Below are 26,847 nucleotides of genomic sequence, written 5' to 3'. Positions count from 1 at the left end.
GCTGCCTGGCTCCGGAAGCTATGAACAACCGACAACGCAACCAACCGACGGCAAGCGACACCCCGCTCACCTTCGCCATCCTGGTCTTCCCCGGCTTTCCGATGATGGCGTTCAGCTCGGTGATCGAGCCTTTGCGCGCCGCCAATGTGCTGGCGAAGAAAAATTGCTACCGCTGGATCATCGTCGGTGCCGCCGAAGGCCCGGTCGAGGCCTCGAACGGCGTCGTCATCCAGCCCGGCTTTTTCGCCGGTGATGCGCCGAAGGTCGATCGCATTGTCGTCTGCTCGGGCGGAAATGCCGATCATCTCGTCGCCGACGATGCGGTGAGCTGGATCCGCAAAAGCCTGCGCGGCGGCGCCCATATCGGCGCGGTGGCGGATGCCGCCTTCTTCCTGGCGCGGGCCGGCCTGCTTGACGGCCATGCGTGCACCTTGCACTGGACCAGCCAGGCGGCCTTCACCGAAGCGTTTCCGGATATCGAGCTGAGGCGCGATCTCTACGTCATCGACCGCAAGCGCTTCACCTCGGCCGGCGGCGTCGGCAGCCTCGACATGATGCTGGAGATCATCACATCAGACTATGGCGCCGAGCTGGCGGCCGGCGTCGCCGAATGGTTCGTGCACAGCCCGTTGCGCTCCAGCGTCGACCGCAAGCTGATGCCGCTGCGCTTGCGCACCGGTGTCCAGAACGAGCTGGTGCTGTCTGCCATCGCCATCATGGAGGATGCGGTGGAGGAGCGGCTCGGCATGGCGGAGCTGGCGGCGAGGCTCGGCGTCTCCTCCGACAAGCTCGAACGGAATTTCCGCTCCGAGCTCAGCATCTCGCCCAACGGCTATTACCGCCGCCTGCGGCTGAAGCGCGCCGCCGATCTCTTGGCGCATTCGACGCTGATGGTGCGCGACGTGGCGCTCGCCTGCGGCTTCGCCTCGATGTCGAGTTTTGCGCGGGCATTTCGGGAGGAGCATGGGCACGCGCCGAAGGTGGCGCGGAGGCGCTAGGTCCTCTCGGACGTTGGCGGGACAGCGCCCCCCTCTGCCCTGCCGGGCATCTCCCCCTCAAGGGGGGAGATTGGCAGCTTCGATGCTCCGCTCCTCCTGCGACGGGCGAAATTCGCGAAAGCGGCGATGACGGCCGATCTCCCCCCTTGAGGGGGAGATGTCCGGCAGGACAGAGGGGGGCGCCGTAGAGCGCTACGGACGACTTCAAGCGGCATCCGGCACAACACCTGCGGGATTCCGCACAGCCTCTGCGCAAGGCATGGCTCATCTTCCCCGTTTCCAGGAGGCACCCATGAGCATTGTCGTTTTCGACCCCGACAGCACCGAGGACGTCGACTTCAAGGACCGTATGCGCCACCCGGCGGCGGCCGATCCGGCCGGCGGCATGTGGCTGTCCGATACCGAGCCGTCCTTCATCGACGCCGACGCGCTGCGCAAGGGGCGGCTGGCGAAACTGCGCGCCTGGATGCGCGAGGCCGGCTATGGCGGCGTGGTGCTGTTCGATCCCTACAACCAGCGCTACGCCACCGGCTCGCGCAACATGTTCGGCTATTTCCTGCGCAACTCGACCCGCTACTTCTTCATCCCCACCGAAGGGCCGATCGTGCTGTTCGAATATCCGCAGAGCTACCATGTCTCGATGGTGCTCGACACGATCGACGAGGCGCGTCCTTCCAAGCTGGTGTGGTCCTCGGTGTCGGGCCGCGACGACGAAACAGCGGGTCCCTTCGCCGACGAGATCGCAGAACTGCTCAAGGCGCATGGCGGCGGCTCGATGAAGCTCGGCCTCGACCGCTGCGGCCATCTGCAGGCGCTGGCGCTGGAAAAGCGCGGCTGCGAGGTCAGGGATTGCCAAGGCGAAATCCTCGCCGTGCGGGCGGTCAAGACGCCCGAAGAAGTAAAATGCCTGCAGGTGTCGATGGCCGGCGCCGAGGCCGCCGTCTATGCGGTGCGCGAGGCGATCAAGCCCGGTGTTTCCGAAAACGACCTGTTCGCCATCATGTATCACGAGGTGATCCGCCAGGGCGGCGAGTTCATCGAAACCCGGCTCTTGACCTCCGGCCAGCGCACCAACCCATGGTTCAACGAAGCGAGCGGCCGCAAGATCAGGCCGGGCGAACTTTTGGCGCTGGATACCGATACGATCGGCTGCTACGGCTACTATTCGGACTTCTCGCGCACCTTCCGCTGTGAGCCGGGCAAGCCGACGGATTATCAGAAATCGCTCTACCGCATGGCCCACGACCAGGTTCAGCACAACATCTCGATCGTGAAACCCGGCATGGCGTTTCGCGAGATTGCCGAAAAGGCCTGGAAGATCCCGGACCGCTTCGTCGACCAGCGCTATACCTCTGTCATGCACGGCGTCGGCATGCATGGCGAGACGCCGTTCATCGCGCACGCCATGGACTACGAGACCTATGGCCGCGACGGTTTTGTCGTGCCCGGCATGGTGGTCAGCGTCGAGAGCTATATCGGCGAGAAAGGCGGACGCGAGGGTGTCAAGCTCGAGGACGAGATACTGATCACTGAGACCGGCACCGAGCTTCTGTCGCGCTTTCCCTATGAGGACGATTTTCTGGAGAAACAAGTTTGACCCCAGCAGCCACCTCTGGCCGCGGTGCGGTATCGCAAACGTACGGAACTAGCCGCAGCGCTCATGCTTTCGTCATCCTAGGGCGGAGCAAAGAGCGCAGCGACGCGGCGCAGACCCTAGGATCCATGCCGCTACATCTAGACTTCGAGACGGGGCAGAACTCTGTTCCGCTGCACTCTTCGCTAGAGGTAACGGCATGGATTCCAGGGTCTTCGCGACGCCGCTTCGCGGCTGCTTCGCCCTGGAATGACGAAGTTCAGGTATCCGAATGAAGAGCCCGGTCTCGATCGAGCGCGGCACGGTGGCCGCGGTGTTCGTCGACCTCCAGGAGGAGCATCGGCAGGACAGGCGCTATTTGGTCGAGGGTTTTGCCGGCATTCTCGCCAATGTCCAGCGTCTGCAGGCGGCGGCGCGGGCCAACGATGTGCTGCTCTACCATTCGGCCTATATCGTCGATCTCACCAGGGAGGCGCGGCGGTTCCATCCGGTCGATGCGAATGGCAGGTCGGCTTTCTCCGACAAGGACGATCCGCTGACCGCGATCTGTCCGGAAGTGGCGCCGGTCGCCGGCGAGATGATGCTGGTCAAGACTGAGGCCAGCGCCTTCGGTGCAGGCCCTGCAGCCGGCCGGCTCAAGGCCGAAGGCATCGAGTGGCTGGTCGTTGCCGGCGTGTGGACCGAGGCCTGCATCGACGCCACCGTCAGGGATGCGGTGTCATCAGGCTTTCGGGTGCTGCTGGTCAAGGATGCCTGCGGCAGCGGCAGCACGGCGATGCACCAGACTGCCATCCTCAACCTTGCCAACCGGCTCTATGGCGGCGCCGTCACCACCACCGACGGCGCCTGCCGCCTGATCGCAGGCGAGACCGTCGATGCATGGCAGGTCGTGGGTGCCGTGCCTTTGCGCTTCACCTACGAAAACGCGGCCCGGCTCTACGACGAGCTCTGACGCTTCCAGCGGATTTGGTGGGACCGGATGGCAATGGTCAGCGACGCCGAAAAGCCCGAGACAGCAAAACGGGGAAAATACGCGACACTGCTCGACCCGGCGCTGTGGGCCTATATCGACCGGGTCAACGCATGGTATCCGCCCGAAATAGACCTGCCGGTCGACAAGCAGCGGGCGGTCTACGACGCGATGTGCCGGGCGTTCCACGCGGGCACTCCCGCAGGCGTCGAAGCCAGCGACAGCGCGGTTGCCGCCGGCGATCATGCGATCCCGATCCGGCGCTACCAACTGGCGGGCAAGGCACCGCAAGCGATGGTCGTTTATTATCACGGCGGCGGCTTCGTGCTTGGCGGGCTCGACAGCCATGACGATATCTGCGCCGAGATCTGCGCCGGCACCGGCTTTGCGGTGCTGTCCGCCGACTACCGGCTGGCGCCCGAACATCTGCATCCGGCCGCCTTCGCCGATGCGCTGGCGGTGTTCGAATGGGCGGCTGACACAGAGGGCCTGCCGATCGTGCTGTGCGGTGAGAGCGCCGGCGGCAATCTTGCCGCTGGGGTGGCGCATGCGGCACGCCATCATCCTCGCCACGCAATCGGCCAGGTGCTGATCTATCCGGAGCTGGGCGGCGATGAGAGCGCCGGCTCCTATGTCGAGCACGCCGAAGCGCCGCTGCTGACGCTCAGCGACATCGGATTCTATCGCCAGGTCCGCTCCGGCAAGGCACAGTCGCCAGACGACCCGACCTTCGCGCCGCTGCGCGACAGCGACTTCTCCGGCCTGCCGCCGACGGTCGTCGTCACCGCGCAATGCGATCCGCTGTCATCGGACGGCGAGGCCTATCGTGACCGCATCCTCGCCGCCGGCGGCCGTGCCTGGTGGCACGAAGAGCCGCGCCTCGTGCATAGCTTCCTGCGCGCCCGCAAAACCGTGCCGCGGGCCGGCGAAGCGTTCACCCGCATCGTCGCCGCCATCGCCACGCTCGGCAAGGGCGGCTGGTTGTAGGGAAGCCGCGATGAGGGGGACCCTTCCGTCTGCGGAACAGCGCACAACAACTGCGGAAATGCGAACATTTCTTCGCTGAAGCCCGCACTATCATCGCCTATGACCAAAGGCGCCCGGCAACCGCATCCGCCCCCGCGAAGCGGTCGACCGGGCGCCGACAGGAAGGATCGACGATGAAATTCATGCTGACCGACAGAGCGTTGCATCCGCAGGCCGAGCCCGTCGCCGACGGCTTCAAGAAAGGCGGCATGAACCGGCGCGAATATCTCGCCACCATGGCAGCGCTTGGCGTCAGCGCCGCCGGCGCGCTGGCGCTGGGCGGCCTTGCGCCCTCCCCGGCCAGGGCGGCCGAGGAGCCGAGGCGCGGCGGCGTCTTGCGCGTCGCCATGAACGTCAAGGGCTGGAAGGACCCGCGCACTTTCGACGGCGTCGAAATGTCCAATGTCGCCCGTCAGTGCAACGAGTATCTGGTGCGCTGGAACCGCGATTTCACCTTCGAGCCGTGGCTGCTCGAGAGCTGGGAGACCAGCGACGACGCCCGCGTGCTCACGCTGCATGTCCGCAAGGGCATCACCTGGTCGAATGGCGATACCTTCAACGCCGACGACGTCGTCCACAATCTGACGCGCTGGTGCGATGCCGGCGTCGCCGGCAATTCGGTCGCCGAGCGCATGGGCGCGCTGGTCGACGCCGCTACCAAGAAACCGGTCGACGGCGGCATCGAGCGTGTCGATGACTTTACCGTCCGGCTCAATTTGCCGAAGCCCGACATATCGCTGATTGCCGGCATGGCCGATTATCCGGCGCTGATCATGCACCGCAGCTACGATGGCGACGGCGATCCGCTGAAGGCACTGGCGATCACCACCGGACCTTGCGAACTGGTGGCATGGAACGCCGAGGTCGGCGCCGAGGTCCGCCGCAAGGACAAGCCGTGGTGGAAAGGCGACTTCTATCTCGACGGCATCCAATGGGTCGACTACGGCTCCGATCCCAACGCCATGTTCTCGGCTTTTGAATCGGGCGAGATCGACACCAACCACGAAACCGCCGCCGATACGGTTTCGCAAACGGACGCCATGGATCTAAGCAATTCCGAGCTTGCCACCGGCTCGACCATCGTCGCCCGCTTCAACGTCGGCAATCCGCCTTATGACGACATCAGGGTGCGTCGGGCGGCCCAGCTCGCCGTCGACAACAGCGCGATCCTGAAGATCGGCATGGACGACCGCGGCAAGCCGGCCGAGAACCACCATGTCGGCCCGATGCACGCCGAATATGCCGATATCGGCCCGGCCGTGCGGAATGTCGACGAAGCCAAGGCGCTGCTTGCCGAGGCCGGCAAGTCCGACCACGAATACGACTTGATATCCGTCGATGTCGACTGGCAGAAGAACACCGGCGATGCCATCGCCGCGCAGATGCGCGACGCCGGACTGAAGGTCAAACGCACCGTGCTGCCGGCGGCGACGTTCTGGAACGACTGGAGCAAATATCCTTTCTCCTGCACCGAGTGGCTCGGCCGGCCACTGGGCGTTCAGGTGCTGGCTCTGGCCTACAGATCGGGCGCTGCCTGGAACGAGAGCGCCTATGCAAATCCGGAGTTCGACGCCTTGCTCGACAAGGCGCTGGCCACACCCGACGCCGGCGCCCGCAAGGAGATCATGGCCAAGATCGAACAGAATTTGCGCGACTCCGGCATCATCATTCAGCCCTATTGGCGCTCGGTCTACCGGACTTATCGCAAGGGCGTGCATGGCTGTGAGCAGCACCAGTCGCTCGAGCAGCATTTCGAGAAGGTCTGGCTCGACGCGTGATCGCGGGTCTTCCCTTCTCCCACAAGGGGAGAAGGGAGAGCCACGCCGGACCTTGATATCTCACGTCCGAGGCGCACTGTCTCCCGCACCAGCAGGTCTAGATCCTCGCGCCGGGTACGGTGATTGTTGATCGCCACCCTGAGGCAATGCTGGCCATGCACCGTCGTGTCCGAAAGGGCGGCGATGCCTTCTTCCTGCAGCCTCAGCATGATCTCGGTGTTGAGCGCCTTCTGTCGCTCGCCCGACGTCTCGTCGCCGCGGTAGCGAAAACAGACGATGTTGATGCTCGGTGGCGCGACGAGTTCCAGCAGCGGCTCGGCCTCGATCAGCGTGCTGAGATAATGTCCCTGAGCGATGTTCCGGTCGATCAGGCGGCCAAACTTCTCGATGCCGTGCTCCTTCAGCGCCATCCATACCTTCAGCGCCCGGAAACCGCGTGACGTTTGCAAGCCGTAATCATGCAGCCAGTGCCCGGAGGCGAGGCCGCGCGGCGTCGATTCCAGATATTCCGGCGTGACCGCGAAGGTTTTGCGATGGGCTGAAGCATCCCTGACTAGGATCAGGACCTATTAATTTGGCATTCAGCAGTCGATTGCAACGGCCGCCAGCCATCGCTCAAGCGATGGACCAGAAGCCCTTGTGTGAGCTCCTGCTCGCCAGGAGTTAGGCTGCGACTTCCCGGATCGCTCGCGCAAAGACGGGCAAAGAGCGCTCCACCATGCCGTCGTTTGCAGTCAAACTGATCCGCAGACGTCCAGGCAATTGGGCGACGCTGCCGGGCAGCACCCAGACACCGTCAGTTGCGAGGCGTGCCGCGAAGGCCATGTCGTCCGGTATTGGGGAGCGTGGAATGAGATAGAAGGTACCTTCAGGCACCGGCAGGTCGTATCCCGCTGCCCTCAAGCCTTCGACCATGCGATCGCGGCGCCGCGCGAGGGCTGCGACATCTATGCTGAGCTTCTCGAGATCAGGCAGTGCCCGCTGCAGGGTACGGCCGGCGAAAGCCCAACCGTGCGAAACCTGCGCTATGTCGACAGCCTCGCGCAACAGTATGCGATCGGCCTCGGGCATGTCCGCCCCGAGTGCGAGCCAGCCCAGGCGCTCGCCGGGCGCGAGCAAGGTCTTGCCGAAGGAATAGGCGATCAGCGTGTGCGGGTAGCTCTCGGCCGGACTGATATGCGCATGGCCGTCAAACACCAGTCGCGCATAGGGCTCGTCGGCAAGGAGATAAATCACCTTGCCAAATCTTTCGGACGCGGCCGCGAGCTTGTCGGCGAGCGCGTCGAGTTGAGCACGGGGAAAGATGCGGCCGGTCGGGTTGTGCGGCGTGTTGACCACCACCACGCGGGTGCGCGGGGTGATCGCTGCCTCAATCCTTTCGAGATCGAGGTCATAGGTTCCCGGTGCTAGATCGACGGCGACGGGTGTCCCTGCCGCGCCGCGAATCTGGGCACCATAGGCGAACCAGCCGGGACGCGGATAGATGACCTCCTCTCCCACCTCGAGCACGGCGAGCAGCGCAGCCGCTATCGCGCCGAACCCTCCCGCGGTGATCGCAATGTCGTCTGGCTTGTAGTTCCGGCTTCGCGCCTGGCTGAGCGAGCGGGCCACCGTTTCGCGCGCCAGCGCATCGTACTTTTTATAACCGAACCAGTGAACATCCTGTGGCTCGACGTGGCGGATCAATGCATCGACAAATCCACGCAACGGCGTTTCCTGCGGATTGCCGAACATGAAATCGCAGGCATCAGGCCCCAGGCCGTCGCCCTCCAGGACGTTTCGCGCAAAATCCATGACCGTGCGCATTTCCTCGGTGACGGCGAGCATCCGGCTGGACACGGTGGCGATTGGCACGCACTTCCCCTGCTGCAGGCGGCGCATGTCGAGCGTTTCTTCGAAAGCCATGCCGGAGGATTTTGGCGTCGCGTCCATGGTGGTTTCTCCCTCTCCCGCTACTCGGCCGGGAACTGGCAGCCCGGCGTCGAGCGCGAAAGGGCCGTCTCCTCCGCGTCCATCTCGGCTTCGATGCCGTCGAACAGCGGCGTCGTCATGTAGCGTTCGCCGGTGTCGGGAAGCATGCACAGGATCACCGAGCCGGGTGCGGCTTTTTCCGCGATCTGGCGTGCCACGGCAAAAGTGGCTCCGCCGGAGATGCCGGTGAAAATCCCTTCCTTTTGCGCCAGTGCCTTGGCCCATTTGATGCCCTCGGGCCCGGGGACAGGCACCACCTCGTCGTAGAGGCTGGCGTCGACCGCCTCCTGCAGCACGTTGGGGATAAAATCCGGGGTCCAGCCCTGGATCGGGTGCGGCTCGAAAGCCGGATGGCTGGCGGCGGGCGCACCGTCGGCGCCGCGCTCCTGTGCCTTGCCGCTGCCGATGAGCTGGGCGTTGGCGGGCTCGGCCAGCACGATTCGGATCTCCGGACGCTCGCGGCGCAGCACGCGCCCGACACCAACGACGGTGCCGCCGGTTCCGTAGCCGGTGACGAAGCAGTCGAGCCGCGATCCGGCGAAGTCGTTGATGATTTCGCGCGCCGTCGTCGCCTCGTGAATGGCAGCATTGGCCTTGGTCTCGAACTGGCGGGCCAGGAACCAGCCATTGGCTTGCGCCAGCTCCACCGCCTTGTTGTACATGCCAAAACCCTTCTGGGCGCGCGGCGTCAGCACCACCTTGGCGCCCAGCATGCGCATCAGCTTGCGGCGCTCGATGGAGAAACTGTCGGCCATCGTCACCACCAGCGGATAGCCCTTCTGCGCGCAGACCATGGCCAGCCCGATGCCGGTGTTGCCGCTGGTCGCCTCGACGACGGTCTGGCCCGGCTTCAGGGCGCCGCTGCGCTCACCCTCCTCGATGATGTTGAGCGCCAGCCGGTCCTTCACCGACGCCGCCGGATTGAAGAACTCGGCCTTCACATAGATCGTCACACCATCGGGGCCGAGATTGTTGATCCTGATCACCGGCGTATCGCCGACGGTGTCGAGAATACTGTCGAACAGGCGGCCGCGGCCGGCCGTGGTCCTGATTTTTTGCTGATACAACATGGCTGTTCTCCTCTTTTTGTTATTGTCACGAGTTGTCGTCACGAGCCGGTTACAAACCGGCGGCTTGGGCAGCGAGGTTTCGAGACCTTACCGCGGTAAGGTGCCTTTGCCGGCTCGGAAAGCGGCAGTGCCGGCGTCCGGCGCGGAAAATTCGTTGCCGGATGCACTCTATCGCTTTCAGTGATAAAGCAGAGGGCGATAGGCCAGCGTGGGAGCAAGCGTGGAAACGCACGTGGAATCCGCTCGATCGAGCCTGGGCGGCGCAACGGCCGGGCTGTCCGTGCGGCTGCTCGGGCCGCTGACGATCATGCGCGACGGTGCCGTCGTGCAACTGCCGGCATCGCGCAAGCTGCGCGCGCTCTTCGCCTATCTGGCGCTAGCGCCGCATGCCGTCGGACGCAGCCGTCTGTGCGAGCTCTTGTGGGACGTGCCGAACGATCCGAGGGGCGAGCTTCGCTGGTGCCTCAGCAAGCTCAGAAGCATTCTCGACGACCCCGCCAGGATCGAGACGTCTGGCGATACGGTCGCGCTTGATCTCAGCGGCAGTCTCGTCGACGCGATCGATATTGCCTCGGCCGCCGCTGAAGGAATCGAGACGCTCGATCTGGAGCGGCTGCAGGTCTTGTCCGGCCTGTTCGTCGGCGATTTCCTCGACGGGCTGGAGATCGACCGCAGCCCGCATTTCAACAGCTGGCTGATCGCGCAACGCCGCCGGTTCAGATCATGCCATGCCGCCGTCCTGGAACATCTCGTCAACAATCTCCCGGCAGATGCCGACGAAACCTCTCCGCATCTGGAAAAGTGGGTGGAACTTAATCCGTTCGACGGGCGCGCGCATGCGGCTCTTCTGGCAGGGCTTGCACGGCGCGGCCAGATCGGCGCGTGCGAGGAACATCTCGCTTCCGCGGAGCAGCTGTTTGCTTCGGAGGATCTGGATTTCAGTCCCGTTCGTGAGGCATGGCGGACGATCCGCAGCGAACGACCTGCCGCGACGCTCTGGGCGCGACCGGCACTTCTGCCCGCGGCCCCCCAGGCGTCGATTGTGCTTCCCCATCCCGATACTGCTGCATTGCAGAAGGCTTCGCTTGCCGTGATGCCTTTCATCGAGGAAGCCGGCATCGGCAGTGCTCGCGGTGGCCCCTCTCGCGGTGGATTAGCCGATGGCCTCACCCACGACATCATCACCCGTTTGGCCAAGCTCAGGGACTTCTTCGTCATCGCCCGCGGCTCGGTCTTTGCGCTGGCGGAAAAAAACATCGCGCCCGAAGACGCCGGCCGGCGGCTTAACGTCGACTATGTCGCCACCGGCACCGTGCGCAGCCAGGCAGGCCGCGTCGTGGTCTCAGTCGAACTTGTCGAGGTTCGCACGGTCAGGATCGTCTGGGCCGAGACGTTCGAGCGCAAGCCCGACGATATCTTTGCCGTCCTCGACGATATCGGCAACAGCATTGTCTCGTCGATCTCGGCCGAAATCGAGATGGTCGAGCGCAACCGCGCCTTGCTGAAAGCGCCCAACTCGCTGAATGCCTGGGAGGCTTACCATCGCGGCCTCTGGCACATGTATCGCTTCACCCGCACGGAAAACGAACAGGCCCGGCATTTCTTCGGCATGGCCCTGAAGCTCGATCCGACCTTCGCCCGTGCCTATGCCGGCCTGTCCTTCACCCATTGGCAAAACGCCTTTCAGCGCTGGGGAGACCGCGACAGGGAAAGCGCGCTGGCCTTCGAAACCGCCGGCCAAAGTCTTCTGGTCGATGACCACAATCCGGCCGCCCACTGGGCCATGGGCCGGGCTCTGTGGCTGCGCGGCGAGCAGGACGGATCCCTCATCGAGTTGGAGCGGGCCGTCGACCTCAGCCCGAACTTCGCGCTTGGCCACTACGCACTTTCGTTTGTACACTCGCAGTCGGGTGACCCAAAAGCGGCGATCGGTTCATCCGACCATTCGCGCCATCTGAGCCCGTTCGATCCGCTGCTGTTCGGCATGCTGGGGGCCAGGGCGATGGCGCATGTCCGGCTCGGCCAGTTCGACGAGGCTGCCGAATGGGCGCTGAAAGCCGCCGCCCGTCCCAATGCCCATGCCATCATCCTGGCGATCGCGGCCCACTGCCTCGCGCTGGCGGGACGGCTTGACGAAGCGCGAAACTTTTCCGCCGCGCTGCGCAAGACGCTGCCGAACTACTGCGCCGATGATTTTATCGGCACCTTCCGCTTCGAGCCGGGCGCCGAGGCCATGTTCCGGCAAGGGGCGAGAAGGATTGGGCTGGGCTGATCCATCCCAGGTCGGGATGGTGCTTGTGAAGCGAATGAGCCCGAGCCATGCCTCCGTCTGACACTACAACCGATCGTGGCCGCGATCCTCGCCCGGGCCCCTCTCGGTGCGGATAACTGAGTGCACTTTACGACTCAGCTATGTATCTTATCGGAGCTGACCTTCTCGGGAGGCTAATGCATGTCGCCAAAAAGGGGTAATGACATGCATACAAAAAAATAAAGCGCGTCGCATGGGCCTCTTCAGACGCGTGCTTCAGCTGCGTGCGGAGGCATGAGGACAGGATGACAACGAACCCCAGGAATGACGTCAATAACGGGGTAAAAGTCCAAACGCGCGCAAAGGAGCGAGAGCGCATCGTCCGCGCTGCGGACAGTGTCGATCGGGTCTACGCGGCGATCAAGGAATTCGCGATCGACTATCGTTTCCGGCCGGGAGAGAAGATCAACGAGGTCGAACTCGCGACTGAACTTGGCGTAAGTCGCACGCCGGTGCGCGCGGCTCTCAACAGATTGCAGCGCGACGGCTTCGTGGCGTCCGTTCCGAACAAGGGATTCTATGCCCGCGAACTCACGCCGGAAGCCGTGCGCGATCTCTACGAACTCCGCGCGGCGATCGAGCGGGCCGCATTCGTCCTGGCCTGTGAGCGGGCAACGGACACCGAGATCCAGGCGACGGTCGACGCATGGACCAAGCATAGCAGCCTGAAGGGTGAAGGGTCGTGGGTGAAGGTTGCCGTTGCCGATGAAAGTTTCCACATGGCCCTGACGCAATTGTCGAAGAATGCGCAGATGGTCAATGCGCTCGAGGGCCTATGTTCGCGGATTCGCTTTTTCCGGCGCATCGATCTGGAGTCCATGCCGCGCCGCAGCCACAGCTACCAGGAGCATGAGGCGATCATTGATGCCCTGCGCCGTCGCGATGCCGCGGGCGGGGCAGCCCTGGTCGAAAAGCACATCACGCTGAGTTCGGCGCATGCAATGGAGGTGGCCGCGCGTGGCTTAGCGCGGATCTTTTTCGGCACTACCGCGTAGGAGGACCATCGCGGAGAGCGGGGAAGAGGAACACAGCGAGGCGGAACGAGCGTGAGCGGCGGAACAGCCGATCTCCCCCGCATGGGGCCGCATGGGGGGAGATCGGCAGCTTCGTCGCCTCGCCCATCTCTTCAGGCCTCTTGTGAATTCCAACCAACCTTCTAAAGTGTACTCACTTTGTGATTTCCGGAGGCGTCATGCGCATAGTGGTGCTGGGTGGCGGCGTCGTTGGTGTCACGACAGCCTATCAACTGCAAAACGACGGTCACGACGTCGCGCTCATTGAACGCAATGCGCAGGTCGCCGCTGAAACGAGTTGGGGCAATGCCGGTATGATCGCGCCAGGCCATTCCTTTGTCTGGTCGTCCCCCAGGGCGCCGATAACCTTGCTGAAATCGCTGGTGCTCAAGGACCAGGCGCTGCGCTTCAAGTTCTCGGCGGATCCGCGGCTCTATACGTGGTCCTGGTTGTTTCTCATGGAATGCACGGCCGCCAAGGCGCGGCGCAACACGCTGCTCAAGCATCGCCTCGCCGCCTACTCGCAGGCAGTGCTGCGCGAGGTCGTTGCCGACGAGCAAATCGACTACGACCGTAACGATCGCGGCATCGTCTATTTCCACCGCAACCAGCAAGCGCTCGACAATGGTGTCGAGCATATGAAGCTGCTGCAGTCGGACGGACAAGAGATCAAGGTGCTCGACCGAGACGCGGTCGTCGCGCTCGATCCGTCTCTGGCGTCCGCCAAGGACAAGATTGCCGGCGGCATCTATTGCCCGACCGACGAGACCGGCGACCCGGCAAAGTTCACCAGGGCCCTCGCCGCCAAGATTATCGCCCGCGGCGGCGCCATCCACACAGGCACGAAGATCACCGGTATCGAAACGACCGGCGACGCTGTCGCGCAGGTGCTCACCGACAAGGAGCCTTTCAAGGGTGATGCCTATGTGCTTGCGCTCGGGAGCCACAGTCCTGTTCTGGCAAGAAAGATCGGCATTCGACTGCCGATCTACCCGATCAAGGGCTATTCGCTGACGATCCCGATCGGCAATCGTCCGCTGCCGCCGACCATCGCCTCCGTCGACGAGCACAATCTGGTTGCCATCTCGCGCTTCGGCGACCGTATCCGCGTCACCGCAACGGCGGAGTTCGCCGGCTACGACACCAGCCATAAGCCCGCCGATTTCGCCTTCATGAAAGGGGTTGCCGAGGACCTCTACCCCGAGGGCGCCGACTACCATCGCGCGGAAATGTGGGCGGGTCTGAGGCCCATGACGCCGAACAATCTTCCCGCCTTCGGACGGCAACGCTTGCGCAACCTCTTCCTCAACACCGGGCATGGTCACATCGGCTGGACCATGTCGCACGGGTCGGCCCGGATCACCGCCGATCTGATCGCCGGCCGGACGCCGGCCATTCCAATGAATGGTCTTTGAACCGACTTTGAAAGGGAACGCCATGTCTTTCGACAACGCTATGTCTCTCAACAACGTCATGTCTGCCAACCTCGCCGCCACGCGCCTTGCGTCTTCCGGGCCGATTGATCTCGGCGTGCTGCCATCGGAACTCGACGGCGGTCTGGCGTCGCGCGCGGCGATCGGCCTTGTGGTGCTGGCAACGGATCAGACCCTGGAGCATGAATTCCGCGCGCTCGTGCGCCAGTCCGGTGTCGCCTTCTACGAATCCCGCGTGTTCAGCGACAACGACATAACGACCGAGACCTTGCGCGCCATCGGTCCCAGGATCGCGCCGGCCGTCGACCTCATCTTGCCGAGCATTCCCCTGGACGTCGTTGCCTTCGGCTGTACCTCGGCGACGATGACGCTCGGCGAAGAGGCGGTTTTCGCGGAGATCAGGAAGGCACGGCCAAATGTCGCCTGCACCACACCCGTCACCGCCGCGCTCGCGGCGTTCAAGGCTCTCGACGTCAAAGGCATCGGCCTGCTGACGCCCTACGCGCCGCAGATCAATGAAAACCTCGTTGCCTATTTCAGCGGGCGCGGCGTCGACATATCAGCCGTCGCGACCTTCGACCGGCGCGACGATCGCGACGCCGCCCGCATCTCGGCCACATCGATCGAAGCCGCGGCCGAGCGGATGGCTGCCACGCCGGGGGTGGATGCGGTCTTCATATCATGCACCAGCCTGCGCATCGCCGAAGCGGCCGCCGGGCTCGAGCAGCGCATCGGCGTGCCGGTCACGTCCAGCAACCACGCCATGGCCTGGCATTGTCTGCGGCTTGCCGGGATCAATGACGTCGTGCCCGCCGGAAGGCTTTTTGGATTGCCAAGCAACTGACTGGCGATCGCGGCGCACTGCCTTGCGCTGGCGGGACGGCTTGACGAGGCACGAAATTTTTCCGCTGTTCTTCGCAAGACGCTGCAGCCGTGTTCCGGCAAGGCGCCAAGCGCATCGGACTGGGCTGATCCACTCCTGCCCCGGCCTGTTTCAACCGGTCAAGGCCGCGATGCCTAGAGCGCTTCATCGTTTCACGGAAACGCCGAACCGCTCTATCTCTTTGTTTTTGCGCAATTCCGGACGGAAAACCGCTTCACACTTTTCCTGGAATTGCTCTAACCGGTCGACAGCCGAACAAAAGCCCGGCAATCGGCCAAGAAGATCGGCCAGCAAAGCCGCGTTCGTCGCAGCTATATGCCGAGCATCGTCTTGGCTTGGTTGAGCGCGGCCTCTGACCCTGCATGATCGCCGGCGGCGTGCAATGTCTCGCCTTGGGCGCGCAGTTCCTTGACTTTGGTCATATCGGCCTCGGAGAGGGTGGCGGTCGGCAACGCCGCGTCGATCGCGGCCATGATGGTCGGGCACGAATTTGCAAAGGCTGTCGCAGGAACGACCGCCAGGAAAACCGCAAGCGAAATTGATCGTAACATGGACGTTTCTCCCTCGCCGGAACACGCCACGTCGACGACCGGCATAGGAATGGTACAGCGGATGCCCGAACCTGCCAATCACGATGATGCCGCCGGGTTGAGGCAAGCTGCGGTCGGCCGGTTTTTTCTCGAGGTTTCTGAGCCTTTCATCACGGCTGATCGCCACCACCTCACGTCCGAAGTCGACGGCAGCTTCGCGGCAATCGTCAGATCGCCCAAAATTCCTCGACCAGAGCGGATCAGGCAGGCTGAACCGATTTGACATTGCCTTCGGTATCGACAAGGCAGCTTGTCTTCTTGCCGCCGGCATCGAGCTCGACCTGATAGGTTTGGGGATCGATCTTGCTCGACGAAACCGGAAGTATCTTCGTGCTGTCGACGCCGCTCGCCTTGGCGGCCGCGTCGGCGCAAAGAAGCTGAAGGTCCGCCGGGGCCGTCTCGACCTTGGTCCTGGACATCTGTTCCTGGGGAGGCGGCGGCGGGGCGCTGACACAAGCGCTCAGTGTTCCCACCAAAAATCCAATTGTTGTTGCCCGGATCGACGTTCTCACTGCATGTTTTGCCGACATTGCTTGGTCCCTCTCCGAATGCCGCTTCCCGGCCTTACACACCCTTGTAAAGTGCCGCCCCCTGCATGAGAACGATGACCTTGGCTCCAACCTTGACGCGCGATGCGAGATCGGTGATGTCGTCGTTCCTCATCCGGATGCACCCCGATGACACGTCGAGCCCGATCGTCCAGGGCTCCGGAGTGCCGTGTATCCGGTAGATCGTGTCCTGGTCGCGCTCATACAGATAGAGCGCCCTGGCGCCGAGCGGGTTGTCCGGTCCTCCCGGCATGCCTCCCGCATGTTTGACCGCATTCGGATCACGAGCGATCATTTCGGCCGGGGGTGTCCAGGTCGGCCATTCCGCCATGCGGCCGACGCGCACGATTCCGGCCCATCCAAATCCCTCCCGGCCGACGCCGATACCGTAGCGCATGGCCCGCTGACCCGGCTGCACAAGATAGAGAAAATGCTGGTTGCCATCGATGATGATCGTTCCGGGCACTTCCGCGGTGCGGAACTTGACCATCTGCGGCCGAAACGCCTCCGGCACTTCATTGTGCGCGGCATAGTATTTGCGTGCCTTGGTGCGGTCGTAGTCCACCCATTTGCGGGTTTTCGGATCGAAAACCTGTGTTCCCGCAGCCAGCGCCGCCACTGCGACAAGACCGAACGCTGCCGCGACAATTGCCGTCAGGGAGCGCCGCTGGAGAATGGCGCGTCCCGCGATCATCAGCTTGCCGTTCATGGATTTGCCCACCCGTTCACCCGAGCGCCCTGTGCAGCAACCCATTGTTTGGCGTACTCGTAAGGATCCTGACGCTCCACTTGGAGCGCATAACTCATCTTCGCGGCGTCTTCGGGCTTGAGCGCGACCCGTTCCAGGAACTCGACCACCTTCGGATATTTTTTGCGCAGTGAGGTGGCGTAAGCGATATGGAAATGTGCGGTATCCCATGACACTGGCGCGCTGGACTTCGAGACCCAGAGCGGGTCCTCGGAAGGCAGCACGATCTTCCACTTTGCCGGGTCAAAAGGCGGCTCGGTAAGCCGGACAATGTCGTGCAGCTCAAACACGTGATGCGGTGCATAGCAGGCAAACACCATCGGATGAGCCGTGGCGACCGCGGCATCGACAGCCGCCATTCCGACATCCTCCGGCGTCTCCAGCAATGTCATTGTCTTGGCATAGCCATAGCTGTTGGCGCGGACACGCTCGATAGCCGTCGAGGACCAACCCTCCGCGCCAATCCACAGTTCCCCATGTCCGTCCCGATCAGTGTCCAACGCGGCAGTTTTGCGCGGGTCGGTGAGGTCCGAAATGTCGCGAATGCCAAATTTGTCGGCGGTTTCGCGGGTTGCGCATATGCCTTGCCATGCCGGCACACCGATGGGACTGATGGCAACCGTGCCGGCATCGTCCACATACTTCTTCACCAGATTGTCGAGGTTGGGCAGCCACATTTCGGGATGAATATCCACCTCGCCCGAATCGAGGCCGGCAAAGGCAATAAGCGTCCCCATCTCGCGCACATCGGCATCGAGCCCGAAATTTTCCTTCAGGCTGACCTTGAGAATGTTTGCCGTCGCCTGGCCCGACGGCCAGTTCGGCATTGCAATGACGAGATCAGCCGCTTGGGCCGGGATCGCCAGCATCGTCAATGCCGCCAGCGACATTTTCCGCAGGCACTGCCGAAATCGGTCGTGCATTTCTTCCCCCTCGCTTCGGCGCTGAAATGAACCGGGACGGGAACAATCTGTCACGGCAAGCACCGGGTTGTGACAGCAGCCCCATCTGCCGACGGCAACTGCTGAAGGTGCGACAATGCATTCGCCAAAGAGAGCGCCGTCACATGCCGCCTCTGCACGCTACTCGATGACATTCCGTATGGGAAGATGCTTACAACCGGAGGTCGCGCGCCAACTTTCAAGTTGTCCGCGGGCACACGCCTTACGAACTGTAGGGCGTGCTAGGACACCTTGTTGGGTGAGGTCATTCGCAAGGTCATGTGCAGCCGACGGCCCGGAAACCGCAGTTTCCGGGAAATCAAGAACTTACAAAGGGATTTGGTGCCCAGAAGAGGACTCGAACCTCCACTCCTTGCGGAACACGGACCTGAACCGTGCGCGTCTACCAATTCCGCCATCTGGGCTGGTGCGGGCTCTTTAGGCGGGCAAACGGTGAGTGTCAACGCGCTTTTTTGAAACGCACTCGCCGGCTCAGTTCTCCAGCACTTCCTTGGATGCCACGGTCGAATCGGCGTTGAGCTTGTAGATGACCGGCACGCCGGTGCCGAGCTCCAGTTTGACGATCTCCTCGCCCGACTTGCCGTCCAGCGCCATGATCAGCGCACGCAGCGAATTGCCGTGCGCCGCCACCAGCACGGTGCCGCCGCGCAGCACATGCGGCTGCAGGTCGTGCAGATAATAGGGCCAGACGCGCGCGCCGGTGTCCTTCAGGCTTTCGCCGCCGGGCGGCGGCACGTCGTAGGAGCGGCGCCAGACATGCACCTGCTCCTCGCCCCATTTCTTGCGCGCATCGTCCTTGTTGAGGCCGGAGAGGTCGCCATAGTCGCGCTCGTTCAGCGCCTGGTCGCCGATGGTCTCGAGATCGCTCTGGCCGACCGCGTCGAGAATGTGCTGGCAGGTCTTCTGCGCCCTGATCAGCGACGACGTGAAGGCGATGTCGAATTTCAGGCCGCGCGCCTTCAGCTTGGCGCCCGCCTCCTTGGCCTCGGCGTGGCCCAGCTCGGTCAGGTCAACGTCGCGCCAGCCGGTGAAGAGGTTCTTCAGGTTCCATTCGCTCTGGCCATGGCGCACGAGCACGAGAGTTCCCGACATTTTTGCTCCTTCAGTTTGTGGATCAGATCGTCTCAGGCGAGTCCGAGCACGTCCCGCATCGAATACAGTCCCGGCTTCCTGCCGCGCGCCCACAGTGCGGCCTTGACCGCGCCGCGAGCGAAGATCGCCCGGTCCTCGGCGTGATGGGCGAGCGTGATGCGCTCGCCGGTGCCGGCCAGCACCACGGAGTGGTCGCCGACCACCGAGCCGCCGCGCAGCGTGGCAAAACCGATCGAGCCGGTCTTTCGCACGCCGGTGTGGCCGTCGCGCGACCGCACGCTGTTCCCGTCAAGATCGATGCCGCGCCCGACGGCAGCGGCTTCGCCGAGCAGCAGCGCCGTGCCCGACGGCGCGTCGACCTTGTGCCGGTGATGCATTTCCAGGATCTCGATGTCGAAATCATCGGCGTCGAGCGCGCGCGCCGCCTGCTCGACCAGCACCGCCAGCAGATTGACGCCGAGGCTCATATTGCCTGACTTGACCACCGTCGCGTGGCGCGCCGCCGCCTCTATCTTGGCATTGTCGTCCGCCGAGCAGCCGGTGGTGCCGATGACATGGACGATGCGCGCCTGCGCCGCGTAGCCGGCGAATTCGACCGTCGCTGCCGGGCTCGTGAAATCGAGCACGCCGTCGGCCCTGGCGAAGGCCGGCAGCGGGTCGTCGCCGATCGCCACGCCGATATTGCCGATGCCGGCAAGCTCGCCGGCATCCTTGCCGAGATGTGGCGAGCCGGCCCGCTCGATCGCGCCGGCGACGCGTGCGCCCGGTATCGTGTGAATGGCGCGGATCAGCGCCTGGCCCATCCGGCCGGCCGCGCCGACCACCACTAGGCCCATTTCATTGACGGGGGGATCGTTTGTGGCCGCACCGCTCATAAAGTTCTCCCGATCGCCTTTTTCGCGCGCCGCACCGGAGTTTGGATTGACTTGCCGTCGTCGACAAGCCCCAGCCCCTTGTTGCCCTGGACCCGGTGAAAGCGGGCATAGACGCTGTGCGGGTCGGCCATCAGCGAGGCATGCGTGCCTTGCTCGACCAGCCGGCCCTGTTCCATGACGACGATGTGGTCGGCATTGACCACCGTCGACAGCCGGTGCGCGATGACGATGGTCGTGCGCCCTTCCGTCACCTGGGTCAGGGCCTGCTGGACGCGCGCTTCCGCCTCGTTGTCGAGCGCCGAGGTCGCCTCGTCGAGCAACAGGATCGGCGCCTGTCGCACGATGGCGCGGGCGATCGACAGACGCTGGCGCTGGCCGCCCGACAGCGTCACGCCGCCTTCACCGACAGGGGTGTCATAGCCTTGCGGCTGCTGGCGGATGAAGCCATCGGCCTCGGCTTGCTGCGCGGCCAGTTCGATCTCGGCGTCGCTGGCGCTCAGCCGTCCGTAGCGGATGTTGTCGCGAATGGTGCCCTCGAACAGATAAGGCTGCTGCGAGACATAGGCGATGGAGCTGCGCAGCGACTGCTTGGTCATCTCTAAAATGTCCTGGCCGTCGACCTCGATGCTGCCCGCCTCGACATCATGGAAGCGCTGCAGCAGCGCCACCAGCGTCGACTTGCCGGCGCCCGAGGCGCCGACGATGGCGGTCATCTTGCCGGCGGCGGCGACGAAGCTGAGATCCTGCAGCACCGGCGCGTCGGCGACATAGCCGAACGACACATTGTTGAAGCGCACCTCGCCCCTGGTGATCTTCGCTTCGACCGCTCTGGCCGCGTCGCCCTGCTGCGGCTCGAGGTCGAGCAGCTCATAGATCATGCGCGCATTGACCAGCGCCCGTTCCATGCCGACCTGCATGCGCGCCAGCCGCCGGGCTGGGTCGTAGGCGAGCATCAGCGCCGTGATGAAGGAAAATACCGCGCCAGGCGGCTGGCCGCTGACGGCTGCGCGGTAGCCGGAATAGGCGATGACGCCGGCGACTGCGAAGCCGCCCAGCATGTCGGAGATCGGCGTCAATCGTTCCGACACGCGGGCGATGCGGTTTGCCCGCTGCTCGGCGCCGGCGACAAGATCGCTGATGCGGCGCGACAGCTCGTCTTCCAGCGTGAAGGCCTTGACGATGGCGATGCCTTGCGTTGCTTCCTGCATGGCGCCGATCAGCCGCGAGTTGATCTGCACCGCTTCGCGCGTGGCGCGTCGTATTCTGCGTGTCAGGTAGACGACCGTGTAGATCAGCGGCGGCCCGATCAGCAGCGACATCAGGGACAGCATCGGATCCTGCCAGATCATGACCCCGATCAGCGCGACCAGCGATACGGCGTCGCGTGCTAATGATGTCAGCGTCATCGAGAGCAGGTCGCGGATGCCGTTGACGTTCTCGTTGATCTGGGCGGCCAGCCGCCCCGAGCGCGTGTCGTTGAAGAAACCGACGCCGAGCTTCATCAGATGAGCGAAGATGCGGCGCTGGTAGCGCGCCACCAGATTGTTGCCGATCCTGGCCAGCGTCACCGCCTGGCCGTAAGTGGCCAGCCCGCGCAGCATGAACGCGCCCAGGATCAACAAGCAGATCAGCGCGATGAGATCGCCGCGCTGCTCATAGAATATCTGGTCGACGACGTCCTTCATGATCCAGGCGGTGAAGGCAGTCGTAGCCGCAACTATCACCAGGCACAGAACGGCCAGAGCATAATACCAGCGGTACTCGTGGCTGTTCTCGGCGATGATGCGGCGGACCACCGCCACGATCTCGCCGGGCCGGGCCTTGGCTTGGTGCCGGGCTTCCGCTTGATGTTTGGGCGACTGGTTCAAAGTCGGGATCGTTCCGTGATGTCGGTTCGGCCTCGCGGCCGGGCTAATTCGGCAATCCTCTTAGCGCCCCGGTGGCGGCTTGCCTATGGCCGAGGTCGGCAAAACTTCGCCGCGGCTCAGGGCGTCACTTAAGTCCGCCAGCGCCGCCCCGCCGTCTGGACGCCGAACAGCGACGGGTTTCTGGCATAGGCGGCAAGACCGGAAAGCGCTGCCAGCGGATGGGTGATCACATAGACGGGCATGGTGCGCATCATCTCGCTATGCGGCGCCTTGTCCTCGAAGGCGGCGCGGAACTCGCCCGTTTTCAGCGCCGGCAGGATTTTCTGGGCGATGCCGCCGGTCAGGAAGACGCCGCCGCGGCTCATGAACACCAGCGCAAGGTCACCGGCTGTGCGCCCCAGGCAGGTGACGAACATCGACAGCGCTTCCTCGGCCACCGGATCTGACTTCGCCAGCGCCGCGGCGGTGACCTCGGCCGGCGTGGTGAAGGGCGTCGGCTTGCCGTCCGCCTTGGCCACCGCCCGGTAGGCATTGACCAGGCCGCGTCCGGACAGGATCTGTTCGCCGGAGATTCTGCCCTCGAGCTTCTCGATATGCGGAAAGACCTGGAAATCGCGCGGCGAGCGCGGCCCGATATCCATGTGCCCTCCCTCACCGGGCACCGGAATCCAATGGTTCAGCGCGTGGACCAGGCCGGCGACGCCAAGCCCGGTTCCGGGACCGAGCACCACCCGTCCGGCATTGGGCTCCGGCGCATCGCCGCCGATCTTTTCCATATGCTCTTCGCCAAGCGCCACGACAGCCAGCGCCTGCGCCTCGAAATCATTGAGCACCACGACGTCGCTGAGGCCGAGGCTGGCAAACATCTTTCTCGGCTTGACGATCCACGGGCAATTGGTGAGCGGGATCTCGTCGCTGTCGACCGGGCCGGCCACCGCCAGCACGGCGGAGTTGGGCCGGACCGGCGAGCGGTCGAGCACCGCTGCCTGGATCGCGTCGTCGATGGTGTTGAAGTTGGCCGTCTGGACGATCTGCGGCTCGGTTGGTTCCGAGTTCGCGTCGAGCACGATCGAAAAGCGCGCATTGGTGCCGCCTATGTCGCCGATCAGGACCGGAAACTGCAGCGCTGTGTCGTCGTCGCCTGGCATGCTCTTGTCCGTCCCGGTTCCCAGTGGCGTTCCGCTGTTCTTTCGTTGACTAGCGCATGACCTGGAAAAGGGAAAGTCGCTTCAGAGTCAGTTCCGGAGCAATCACCTCAGGTCCGAATTTCGTGCTAGCCCTATTCAGCGTTGGCGCTGCACCTCACCTGCCTGCCGGCATCCTCTCCCCGTATAGTGACGGGGAAAGGGGGCGCTTTCATCGATGGTTCCGCTAATCTCCAACTCTGCAAGAACGGCGCCAAGGCCGCGGCCAGCCCTTTCTCCCGTCACTATACGGGGAGAAATGCCCGGCAGGGCAATGAGGGGCGGCGCCGACCCAACAGTTGGTCGTCTCCAACATCAGTGGAAGCCGAGGCGATTATCCTGGCATCAGTTCCCCGGCCGCGGTCGCGGCAATGGAATGCCGATCTCGGGTGTAGCCGCGAAGGCGTTGATCGAGGCCGGAAGCGCTGCCGCGCCGCTTGCGGATGCCCGCGCCGGCGCCGGGGCCACCGTGAGAGTGGGTGCAGCCGCGACCGGCACGCCGTCGCCATAAAAGGTGACCGCCTCCGCCGAAGCCGGATCGGGCCCGTCGAGCACCGCCTGGCATGCCGCGGGCAGGCTCGCCATCGTCATCACGTCGCGCGCTTTCGGCCTGTCCGGGTTTTTGTTGGGGCGCCACGGTTCCTCGGTGAACCACCATGCCAGAGACTGGTCGCAGCCGTCGCCGGGCGCCGTGTTTTCCTGTGCTTTGCAATTGGGCGAGCCGGGCTGGCAGCCGATGCGGATGTGGAAGTGATAGTCGTGGCCCCAGAACGGCCTGACCTTGCGCAGCCATGCGCGGTCGCCTTTCACCGTGTCGCAGAGCTTCTTCTTGATGCCGGGATTGACCAGGATGCGCTCGACTTCCGCGTAGCTTGCCGCGCGCTTTAGGAGCCGCATATGCGCCGGCACCCAGAGCGCATCCTTCACCAGATGGGTCTTTTCATCGACAAGCAAGGTGGCGCTCATATTTTCGCGCTGGTCGATCGAAAGCTTGCGGTCGGGCATCGGCGTCAGCCAGATGTCGGCGTCGAGGCCGATCTGGTGCGAGGCATGGCCGGTCAGCATCGGGCCGCCGCGCGGCTGCGAAATGTCGCCGACCAGCAGGCCGGGCCAACCGTCGGCCGCGGCGTCGCGCGACAGTTTCTCGATCAGCGCGATCATCGTCGGATGGCCCCAGCGACGGTTGCGCGAAGGCCGCATCACCTCCCATTTCGGGCCGTCCATGGGGATGGCGACGCCGCCGGCAAAGCAGCCCTTGGAATAAAAGCCGATCGATTGCGGCGCAGCCACGGCCGGCAGCTTTTTGGCGCCGAACAGGTCTTTCGCCAGGCCTTCGGCGGCGGCAGGTCGCGCCGCAAGCCCCGCCAGGGCGAGGACGGCGAGCGCTGCTAATGCATGTCGCCCAAAGCATGCCCTCGGGCTTGAACCGAGGGTGCGCAGCGGCTTTGGGACAACGACAGGCATAAACAGAGATCTAAAGCGCGTCGCGACGCGCTTTAGCAGCAATGCTCTGCCGGGCAATGATTGCTTCAACGGTTTCATGAAGCAGAACCCCTCTGCGAATTTAAGTCGAATCATATCATGCCCGGCGCGAGGTTTCGATCACGACCGCTTCATCGGGCTGCGCGCCTCGCCGTCGTGCCATCTGCCGTCAGACCACATTTGGTCGAAGGCCGAGCGGTAGTCGGGAAAGCGAAAGCGATAGCCGGCAGCCTTGATCGCCGCGTTGGCGACACGCTTGTTCTCGCCATAGAAGGATCGCGCCATGGGCGAAAGCTGGGCGGTCTCGAACGGAATTTCGGGCGGCGGTGTGACGCCCATCAGCCCGGCGGCATAGGCGACGACGTCCTGCGGCGGCGCCGGCAGGTCGTCGGTGACGTTGAAGATGCCGCCGCGATTGTCTCCGATTAGATGCCAAAGCGCCCCGGCAATGTCGTCGCAATGGATGCGGTTGAACACCTGGCCCGGCTTGACCAGCCGCCGCGCGGTGCCGTTTTCCAGATTGACCAGGGCATTGCGGCCCGGCCCGTAAATGCCGGAAAGCCGCAGGATCGCCACCGGCCGGCCGATGTCCCGACCCAGTCTCAGCCAGTCCCGCTCGGCGGTGACACGCATCATCGAGCGCTTCGACACCGGCCGGCATTCGGCGGTCTCGTCCACCCAGCCGCCGCCATGGTCGCCATAGACGCCGACGGTGGAGAGATAGGCGATCCATTTCAGCGCCGGCATCTCCGTCCTAATTGTCTCGCGCGCCGCATTCAACACCGGGTCGCCGGCCTCTTCCGGCGCCACCGAGACGACGAGATGGGTTGTTTTCTCGAGCGCGTCACGGATTTCGGGCGTCAGCGCGCCATCGAAAAGCAGCGGCTGGATCCCGGCTTGCCGCAACGCTTCGAATTTCTCCGGCGCGCGTGTCGTGCCAAGGATCGTGCCGGCATCCTTGTTGGCTCGGGCAAATGCCTTGCCCGAATAGCCGGCCCCGAAAACAAAGATATGCTTCTCGCTCATGCATGCGCCTCGATTTGATTTGCCAGCGCCAGGCGCCATTCGCGTTGCACGGCGTCGTCGCTTTCTGCTTTGACCGCAGCGGTGGCGCGTCTGGCAAATTCAGTTTCAGGCACAAGCCGTGACAGCGCCCATACCGCCGCCCCACGCACCAGGGGCGAGGCATCGCCGAGCAGCGCGCGCACGGCGTTGCCGAGCGAGGAATCGCCGGAATTGCCGGCGGCGATCAGCACATTGCGGACAAAGCGGTCGCGACCGATGCGCTTGATCGGCGAACCGGTGAACAAGGACCGGAAAGCCGCGTCGTCGAGCGCCAAGAGATCGGCGAGCGGCGGCTCGCGCAAGTCCGCGCGGGCGGCGAGCTTTGCCTCCGACGCAGTCTGGGCAAACTTGTTCCACGGGCAGGCGGCCAGGCAGTCGTCGCAGCCATAGATGCGGTTACCGATTTTTTCCCGGAACTCGTGCGGGATCGGCCCCTTGCTCTCGATGGTGAGATAGGAGATGCAGCGTCGCGCATCGAGCCGGTAGGGAGCCGGAAAGGCGTCGGTAGGGCAAACGTCGAGGCAGGCGCGGCAGGAGCCGCAATGGTCGTCCTCGGGCGTATCGGGCGCAAGCTCGGCCGTCGTGAAGATGGTGCCGAGGAACAGCCAGGAGCCGTGCGCGCGGCTGACCAGATTGGTGTGCTTGCCTTGCCAGCCGAGGCCGGCGGCTTCTGCCAGCGGCTTTTCCATAACCGGGGCGGTATCGACGAACACTTTTACATCGCCACCGGCGCGCGCCACGATCTTGCCGGCAATCTCTTTCAGCCGGCCCTTCATCACGTCGTGGTAATCGCGGTTCTGCGCATAGACCGAGATCGCGCCGCGGTCGCGCTTCACCAGGACCGCGCGTGGGTCGTGGTCGGGGCCATAGTTCATGGCGAGCACAATGATGGAGCGAACTTCGGGCCAAAGTGCTGTCGGCTCGCTGCGGCGTTCGAGCGTCTCGGCGATCCAGCCCATCGAACCGTGAAAACCGTCGGCGACGAATTCGGCGAGCCGGGCCGGCGCCTGCGGAATGGCATCGGGCGTGGTGACGGCAACGGCATCGAAACCGGCGCGCCGTGCCTCGCGGTCGATCAGCGCGCGCAGGTTTTCCGCTTTAGAAATCGAGGTCCGCATAATGTGACACCGGCGATAGGCCGCGCACCCGGTCGGACAAAAGCGGCCGGAACGATGGCCGCGATTTCACCCGTGCATACCATTCGCGCGCGGCAGCGTGTTCGCGCCAGTCGATCTCGCCGAGATAGTCGAGCACAGACAGCGCAGCTGCAGCCGCGAGATCGGCATAGGTGACCTTGTTGCCGGCCAGCCATTGGCGGGTGCCGGCCAGCCAGTTGGTGTATTTCATGTGCTGGCGGATGTTGGCGCGCGCGGCACGGATCGCTGC

General features: G+C 64.0%; 24 protein-coding genes, 1 tRNA gene and 1 pseudogene. 10 read left to right on the top strand and 16 right to left on the bottom strand.

Annotated elements, in window-relative coordinates:
• The first annotated feature begins 20 nt into the window (after nucleotides 1-20).
• The 5 genes from EOC94_RS23490 (at nucleotide 21) to EOC94_RS23460 (ending at nucleotide 6,366) form a co-directional block, all read left to right on the top strand.
• Nucleotides 21-998 carry a GlxA family transcriptional regulator gene (locus EOC94_RS23490; RefSeq protein ID WP_127293795.1) on the top strand — a complete coding sequence of 326 codons (978 nt, stop codon included), beginning with the start codon at nucleotides 21-23 and terminating at the stop codon, nucleotides 996-998.
• 292 nt (nucleotides 999-1,290) lie between these two features.
• On the top strand, nucleotides 1,291-2,595 hold the full coding sequence (locus EOC94_RS23480) for a Xaa-Pro peptidase family protein (RefSeq protein WP_127293793.1): 1,305 nt from the start codon (nucleotides 1,291-1,293) through the stop codon (nucleotides 2,593-2,595).
• Between the two features lie 268 nt (nucleotides 2,596-2,863).
• On the top strand, nucleotides 2,864-3,544 hold the full coding sequence (locus EOC94_RS23470; protein WP_127293791.1) for an isochorismatase family protein: 681 nt from the start codon (nucleotides 2,864-2,866) through the stop codon (nucleotides 3,542-3,544).
• 27 nt (nucleotides 3,545-3,571) lie between these two features.
• The gene (locus tag EOC94_RS23465) at nucleotides 3,572-4,549 is read left to right on the top strand and encodes an alpha/beta hydrolase (RefSeq protein WP_245465635.1); all 978 of its coding nucleotides are present in this window, start codon (nucleotides 3,572-3,574) and stop codon (nucleotides 4,547-4,549) included.
• 173 nt (nucleotides 4,550-4,722) lie between these two features.
• Entirely contained in the window at nucleotides 4,723-6,366 is a 1,644-nt protein-coding gene (locus tag EOC94_RS23460) for an ABC transporter substrate-binding protein (RefSeq protein ID WP_127293789.1), read from the top strand.
• A gap of 44 nt (nucleotides 6,367-6,410) precedes the next feature.
• Here the strand turns inward: EOC94_RS23460 and EOC94_RS23455 are convergent.
• The 3 genes and pseudogenes from EOC94_RS23455 to EOC94_RS23445 form a co-directional block, all read right to left on the bottom strand.
• Nucleotides 6,411-6,923: pseudogene (locus EOC94_RS23455) on the bottom strand (pyridoxal-dependent decarboxylase); the annotation flags it as partial.
• Nucleotides 6,924-7,029: 106 nt separating this feature from the next.
• Nucleotides 7,030-8,298: an aminotransferase class I/II-fold pyridoxal phosphate-dependent enzyme gene (locus EOC94_RS23450; protein ID WP_127293787.1), complete on the bottom strand. Its 1,269-nt coding sequence runs from the start codon at nucleotides 8,296-8,298 to the stop codon at nucleotides 7,030-7,032.
• 20 nt (nucleotides 8,299-8,318) lie between these two features.
• Complete coding sequence (locus EOC94_RS23445) at nucleotides 8,319-9,407, bottom strand: pyridoxal-phosphate dependent enzyme (protein ID WP_127293785.1); 1,089 nt, start codon at nucleotides 9,405-9,407, stop codon at nucleotides 8,319-8,321.
• A gap of 307 nt (nucleotides 9,408-9,714) precedes the next feature.
• Here EOC94_RS23445 and EOC94_RS23440 point away from each other — a divergent pair, with 307 nt between their 5' ends.
• From EOC94_RS23440 to EOC94_RS23425, 4 genes are all read left to right on the top strand, one after another.
• Nucleotides 9,715-11,679, top strand: a complete 1,965-nt coding sequence (locus EOC94_RS23440) for a BTAD domain-containing putative transcriptional regulator (protein WP_127293962.1) — start codon at nucleotides 9,715-9,717, stop codon at nucleotides 11,677-11,679.
• 284 nt (nucleotides 11,680-11,963) lie between these two features.
• Nucleotides 11,964-12,713, top strand: a complete 750-nt coding sequence (locus tag EOC94_RS23435) for a GntR family transcriptional regulator (protein ID WP_127293783.1) — start codon at nucleotides 11,964-11,966, stop codon at nucleotides 12,711-12,713.
• Nucleotides 12,714-12,910: 197 nt separating this feature from the next.
• On the top strand, nucleotides 12,911-14,146 hold the full coding sequence (locus tag EOC94_RS23430) for a D-amino acid dehydrogenase (RefSeq protein ID WP_127293781.1): 1,236 nt from the start codon (nucleotides 12,911-12,913) through the stop codon (nucleotides 14,144-14,146).
• Between the two features lie 22 nt (nucleotides 14,147-14,168).
• Nucleotides 14,169-15,008, top strand: coding sequence for an aspartate/glutamate racemase family protein (locus EOC94_RS23425; RefSeq protein WP_245461500.1), 840 nt, complete (start codon nucleotides 14,169-14,171; stop codon nucleotides 15,006-15,008).
• Between the two features lie 350 nt (nucleotides 15,009-15,358).
• Here the strand turns inward: EOC94_RS23425 and EOC94_RS23420 are convergent, their stop codons facing one another.
• Nucleotides 15,359-15,598 (bottom strand): hypothetical protein, encoded by a 240-nt coding sequence (locus EOC94_RS23420; RefSeq protein ID WP_095485099.1) that lies wholly within the window; start codon nucleotides 15,596-15,598, stop codon nucleotides 15,359-15,361.
• Between EOC94_RS23420 and EOC94_RS23415 the strand changes: the two genes are divergently transcribed.
• Nucleotides 15,486-15,860, top strand: a complete 375-nt coding sequence (locus EOC94_RS23415; protein ID WP_164759207.1) for a hypothetical protein — start codon at nucleotides 15,486-15,488, stop codon at nucleotides 15,858-15,860. The two genes, EOC94_RS23420 and EOC94_RS23415, sit on opposite strands and share 113 nt — an antisense overlap.
• Here EOC94_RS23415 and EOC94_RS23410 read toward each other — a convergent pair.
• From EOC94_RS23410 to EOC94_RS23350, 12 genes are all read right to left on the bottom strand, one after another.
• On the bottom strand, nucleotides 15,838-16,056 hold the full coding sequence (locus tag EOC94_RS23410) for a hypothetical protein (RefSeq protein WP_337124585.1): 219 nt from the start codon (nucleotides 16,054-16,056) through the stop codon (nucleotides 15,838-15,840). The genes EOC94_RS23415 and EOC94_RS23410 overlap by 23 nt on opposite strands.
• Before the next feature lie 145 nt (nucleotides 16,057-16,201).
• Nucleotides 16,202-16,894, bottom strand: coding sequence for a L,D-transpeptidase (locus tag EOC94_RS23405; protein ID WP_095484749.1), 693 nt, complete (start codon nucleotides 16,892-16,894; stop codon nucleotides 16,202-16,204).
• Nucleotides 16,891-17,856, bottom strand: a complete 966-nt coding sequence (locus EOC94_RS23400) for a glycine betaine ABC transporter substrate-binding protein (protein ID WP_095484748.1) — start codon at nucleotides 17,854-17,856, stop codon at nucleotides 16,891-16,893. Before EOC94_RS23400 ends, EOC94_RS23405 begins: the two co-directional genes overlap by 4 nt.
• A 358-nt stretch (nucleotides 17,857-18,214) precedes the next feature.
• Nucleotides 18,215-18,299 (bottom strand) — tRNA-Leu (locus EOC94_RS23395).
• Between the two features lie 67 nt (nucleotides 18,300-18,366).
• Nucleotides 18,367-18,987 (bottom strand): 2,3-bisphosphoglycerate-dependent phosphoglycerate mutase, encoded by a 621-nt coding sequence (locus tag EOC94_RS23390; protein WP_127293779.1) that lies wholly within the window; start codon nucleotides 18,985-18,987, stop codon nucleotides 18,367-18,369.
• A gap of 32 nt (nucleotides 18,988-19,019) precedes the next feature.
• A complete protein-coding gene (dapB, locus tag EOC94_RS23385; RefSeq protein ID WP_127293777.1) occupies nucleotides 19,020-19,862 on the bottom strand; it encodes a 4-hydroxy-tetrahydrodipicolinate reductase in 843 nt (280 codons plus the stop codon).
• Nucleotides 19,859-21,730, bottom strand: coding sequence for an ABC transporter ATP-binding protein (locus EOC94_RS23380; RefSeq protein ID WP_127293775.1), 1,872 nt, complete (start codon nucleotides 21,728-21,730; stop codon nucleotides 19,859-19,861). Before EOC94_RS23380 ends, dapB begins: the two co-directional genes overlap by 4 nt.
• 128 nt (nucleotides 21,731-21,858) lie before the next feature.
• Nucleotides 21,859-22,878, bottom strand: coding sequence for a glucokinase (locus EOC94_RS23375; RefSeq protein ID WP_127293773.1), 1,020 nt, complete (start codon nucleotides 22,876-22,878; stop codon nucleotides 21,859-21,861).
• Between the two features lie 381 nt (nucleotides 22,879-23,259).
• The gene (gene mepA / locus EOC94_RS23365; protein WP_095484743.1) at nucleotides 23,260-24,378 is read right to left on the bottom strand and encodes a penicillin-insensitive murein endopeptidase; all 1,119 of its coding nucleotides are present in this window, start codon (nucleotides 24,376-24,378) and stop codon (nucleotides 23,260-23,262) included.
• Between the two features lie 138 nt (nucleotides 24,379-24,516).
• On the bottom strand, nucleotides 24,517-25,422 hold the full coding sequence (locus tag EOC94_RS23360) for an SDR family oxidoreductase (protein WP_095484742.1): 906 nt from the start codon (nucleotides 25,420-25,422) through the stop codon (nucleotides 24,517-24,519).
• Nucleotides 25,419-26,579 carry a tRNA epoxyqueuosine(34) reductase QueG gene (gene queG / locus EOC94_RS23355; protein WP_095484741.1) on the bottom strand — a complete coding sequence of 387 codons (1,161 nt, stop codon included), beginning with the start codon at nucleotides 26,577-26,579 and terminating at the stop codon, nucleotides 25,419-25,421. Before queG ends, EOC94_RS23360 begins: the two co-directional genes overlap by 4 nt.
• Nucleotides 26,560-26,847, bottom strand: a 288-nt coding sequence (locus tag EOC94_RS23350; RefSeq protein WP_185928316.1) for a glutathione binding-like protein, incomplete at its 5' end; no start/stop codon positions are given. The genes queG and EOC94_RS23350, both read right to left, overlap by 20 nt.

It is taken from the genome of Mesorhizobium sp. M6A.T.Ce.TU.016.01.1.1 (genome assembly GCF_003997065.1).
GTDB lineage: Bacteria > Pseudomonadota > Alphaproteobacteria > Rhizobiales > Rhizobiaceae > Mesorhizobium > Mesorhizobium mediterraneum.
Note: the sequence above shows the minus strand (reverse complement) of the source record. Positions and strands in the feature narration are given on the sequence as shown.

Coding starts and splice junctions, on each gene's coding strand:
- EOC94_RS23490 (WP_127293795.1), top strand. CDS start 21: ATGAACAACCGACAACGCAACCAACCGACGGCAAGCGACACCCCGCTC.
- EOC94_RS23480 (WP_127293793.1), top strand. CDS start 1,291: ATGAGCATTGTCGTTTTCGACCCCGACAGCACCGAGGACGTCGACTTC.
- EOC94_RS23470 (WP_127293791.1), top strand. CDS start 2,864: ATGAAGAGCCCGGTCTCGATCGAGCGCGGCACGGTGGCCGCGGTGTTC.
- EOC94_RS23465 (WP_245465635.1), top strand. CDS start 3,572: ATGGCAATGGTCAGCGACGCCGAAAAGCCCGAGACAGCAAAACGGGGA.
- EOC94_RS23460 (WP_127293789.1), top strand. CDS start 4,723: ATGAAATTCATGCTGACCGACAGAGCGTTGCATCCGCAGGCCGAGCCC.
- EOC94_RS23450 (WP_127293787.1), bottom strand. CDS start 8,298: ATGGACGCGACGCCAAAATCCTCCGGCATGGCTTTCGAAGAAACGCTC.
- EOC94_RS23445 (WP_127293785.1), bottom strand. CDS start 9,407: ATGTTGTATCAGCAAAAAATCAGGACCACGGCCGGCCGCGGCCGCCTG.
- EOC94_RS23440 (WP_127293962.1), top strand. CDS start 9,715: ATGCGCGACGGTGCCGTCGTGCAACTGCCGGCATCGCGCAAGCTGCGC.
- EOC94_RS23435 (WP_127293783.1), top strand. CDS start 11,964: ATGACAACGAACCCCAGGAATGACGTCAATAACGGGGTAAAAGTCCAA.
- EOC94_RS23430 (WP_127293781.1), top strand. CDS start 12,911: ATGCGCATAGTGGTGCTGGGTGGCGGCGTCGTTGGTGTCACGACAGCC.
- EOC94_RS23425 (WP_245461500.1), top strand. CDS start 14,169: ATGTCTTTCGACAACGCTATGTCTCTCAACAACGTCATGTCTGCCAAC.
- EOC94_RS23420 (WP_095485099.1), bottom strand. CDS start 15,598: ATGTTACGATCAATTTCGCTTGCGGTTTTCCTGGCGGTCGTTCCTGCG.
- EOC94_RS23410 (WP_337124585.1), bottom strand. CDS start 16,056: ATGTCCAGGACCAAGGTCGAGACGGCCCCGGCGGACCTTCAGCTTCTT.
- EOC94_RS23405 (WP_095484749.1), bottom strand. CDS start 16,894: ATGAACGGCAAGCTGATGATCGCGGGACGCGCCATTCTCCAGCGGCGC.
- EOC94_RS23400 (WP_095484748.1), bottom strand. CDS start 17,856: ATGCACGACCGATTTCGGCAGTGCCTGCGGAAAATGTCGCTGGCGGCA.
- EOC94_RS23390 (WP_127293779.1), bottom strand. CDS start 18,987: ATGTCGGGAACTCTCGTGCTCGTGCGCCATGGCCAGAGCGAATGGAAC.
- dapB (WP_127293777.1), bottom strand. CDS start 19,862: ATGAGCGGTGCGGCCACAAACGATCCCCCCGTCAATGAAATGGGCCTA.
- EOC94_RS23375 (WP_127293773.1), bottom strand. CDS start 22,878: ATGCCAGGCGACGACGACACAGCGCTGCAGTTTCCGGTCCTGATCGGC.
- mepA (WP_095484743.1), bottom strand. CDS start 24,378: ATGCCTGTCGTTGTCCCAAAGCCGCTGCGCACCCTCGGTTCAAGCCCG.
- EOC94_RS23360 (WP_095484742.1), bottom strand. CDS start 25,422: ATGAGCGAGAAGCATATCTTTGTTTTCGGGGCCGGCTATTCGGGCAAG.
- queG (WP_095484741.1), bottom strand. CDS start 26,579: ATGCGGACCTCGATTTCTAAAGCGGAAAACCTGCGCGCGCTGATCGAC.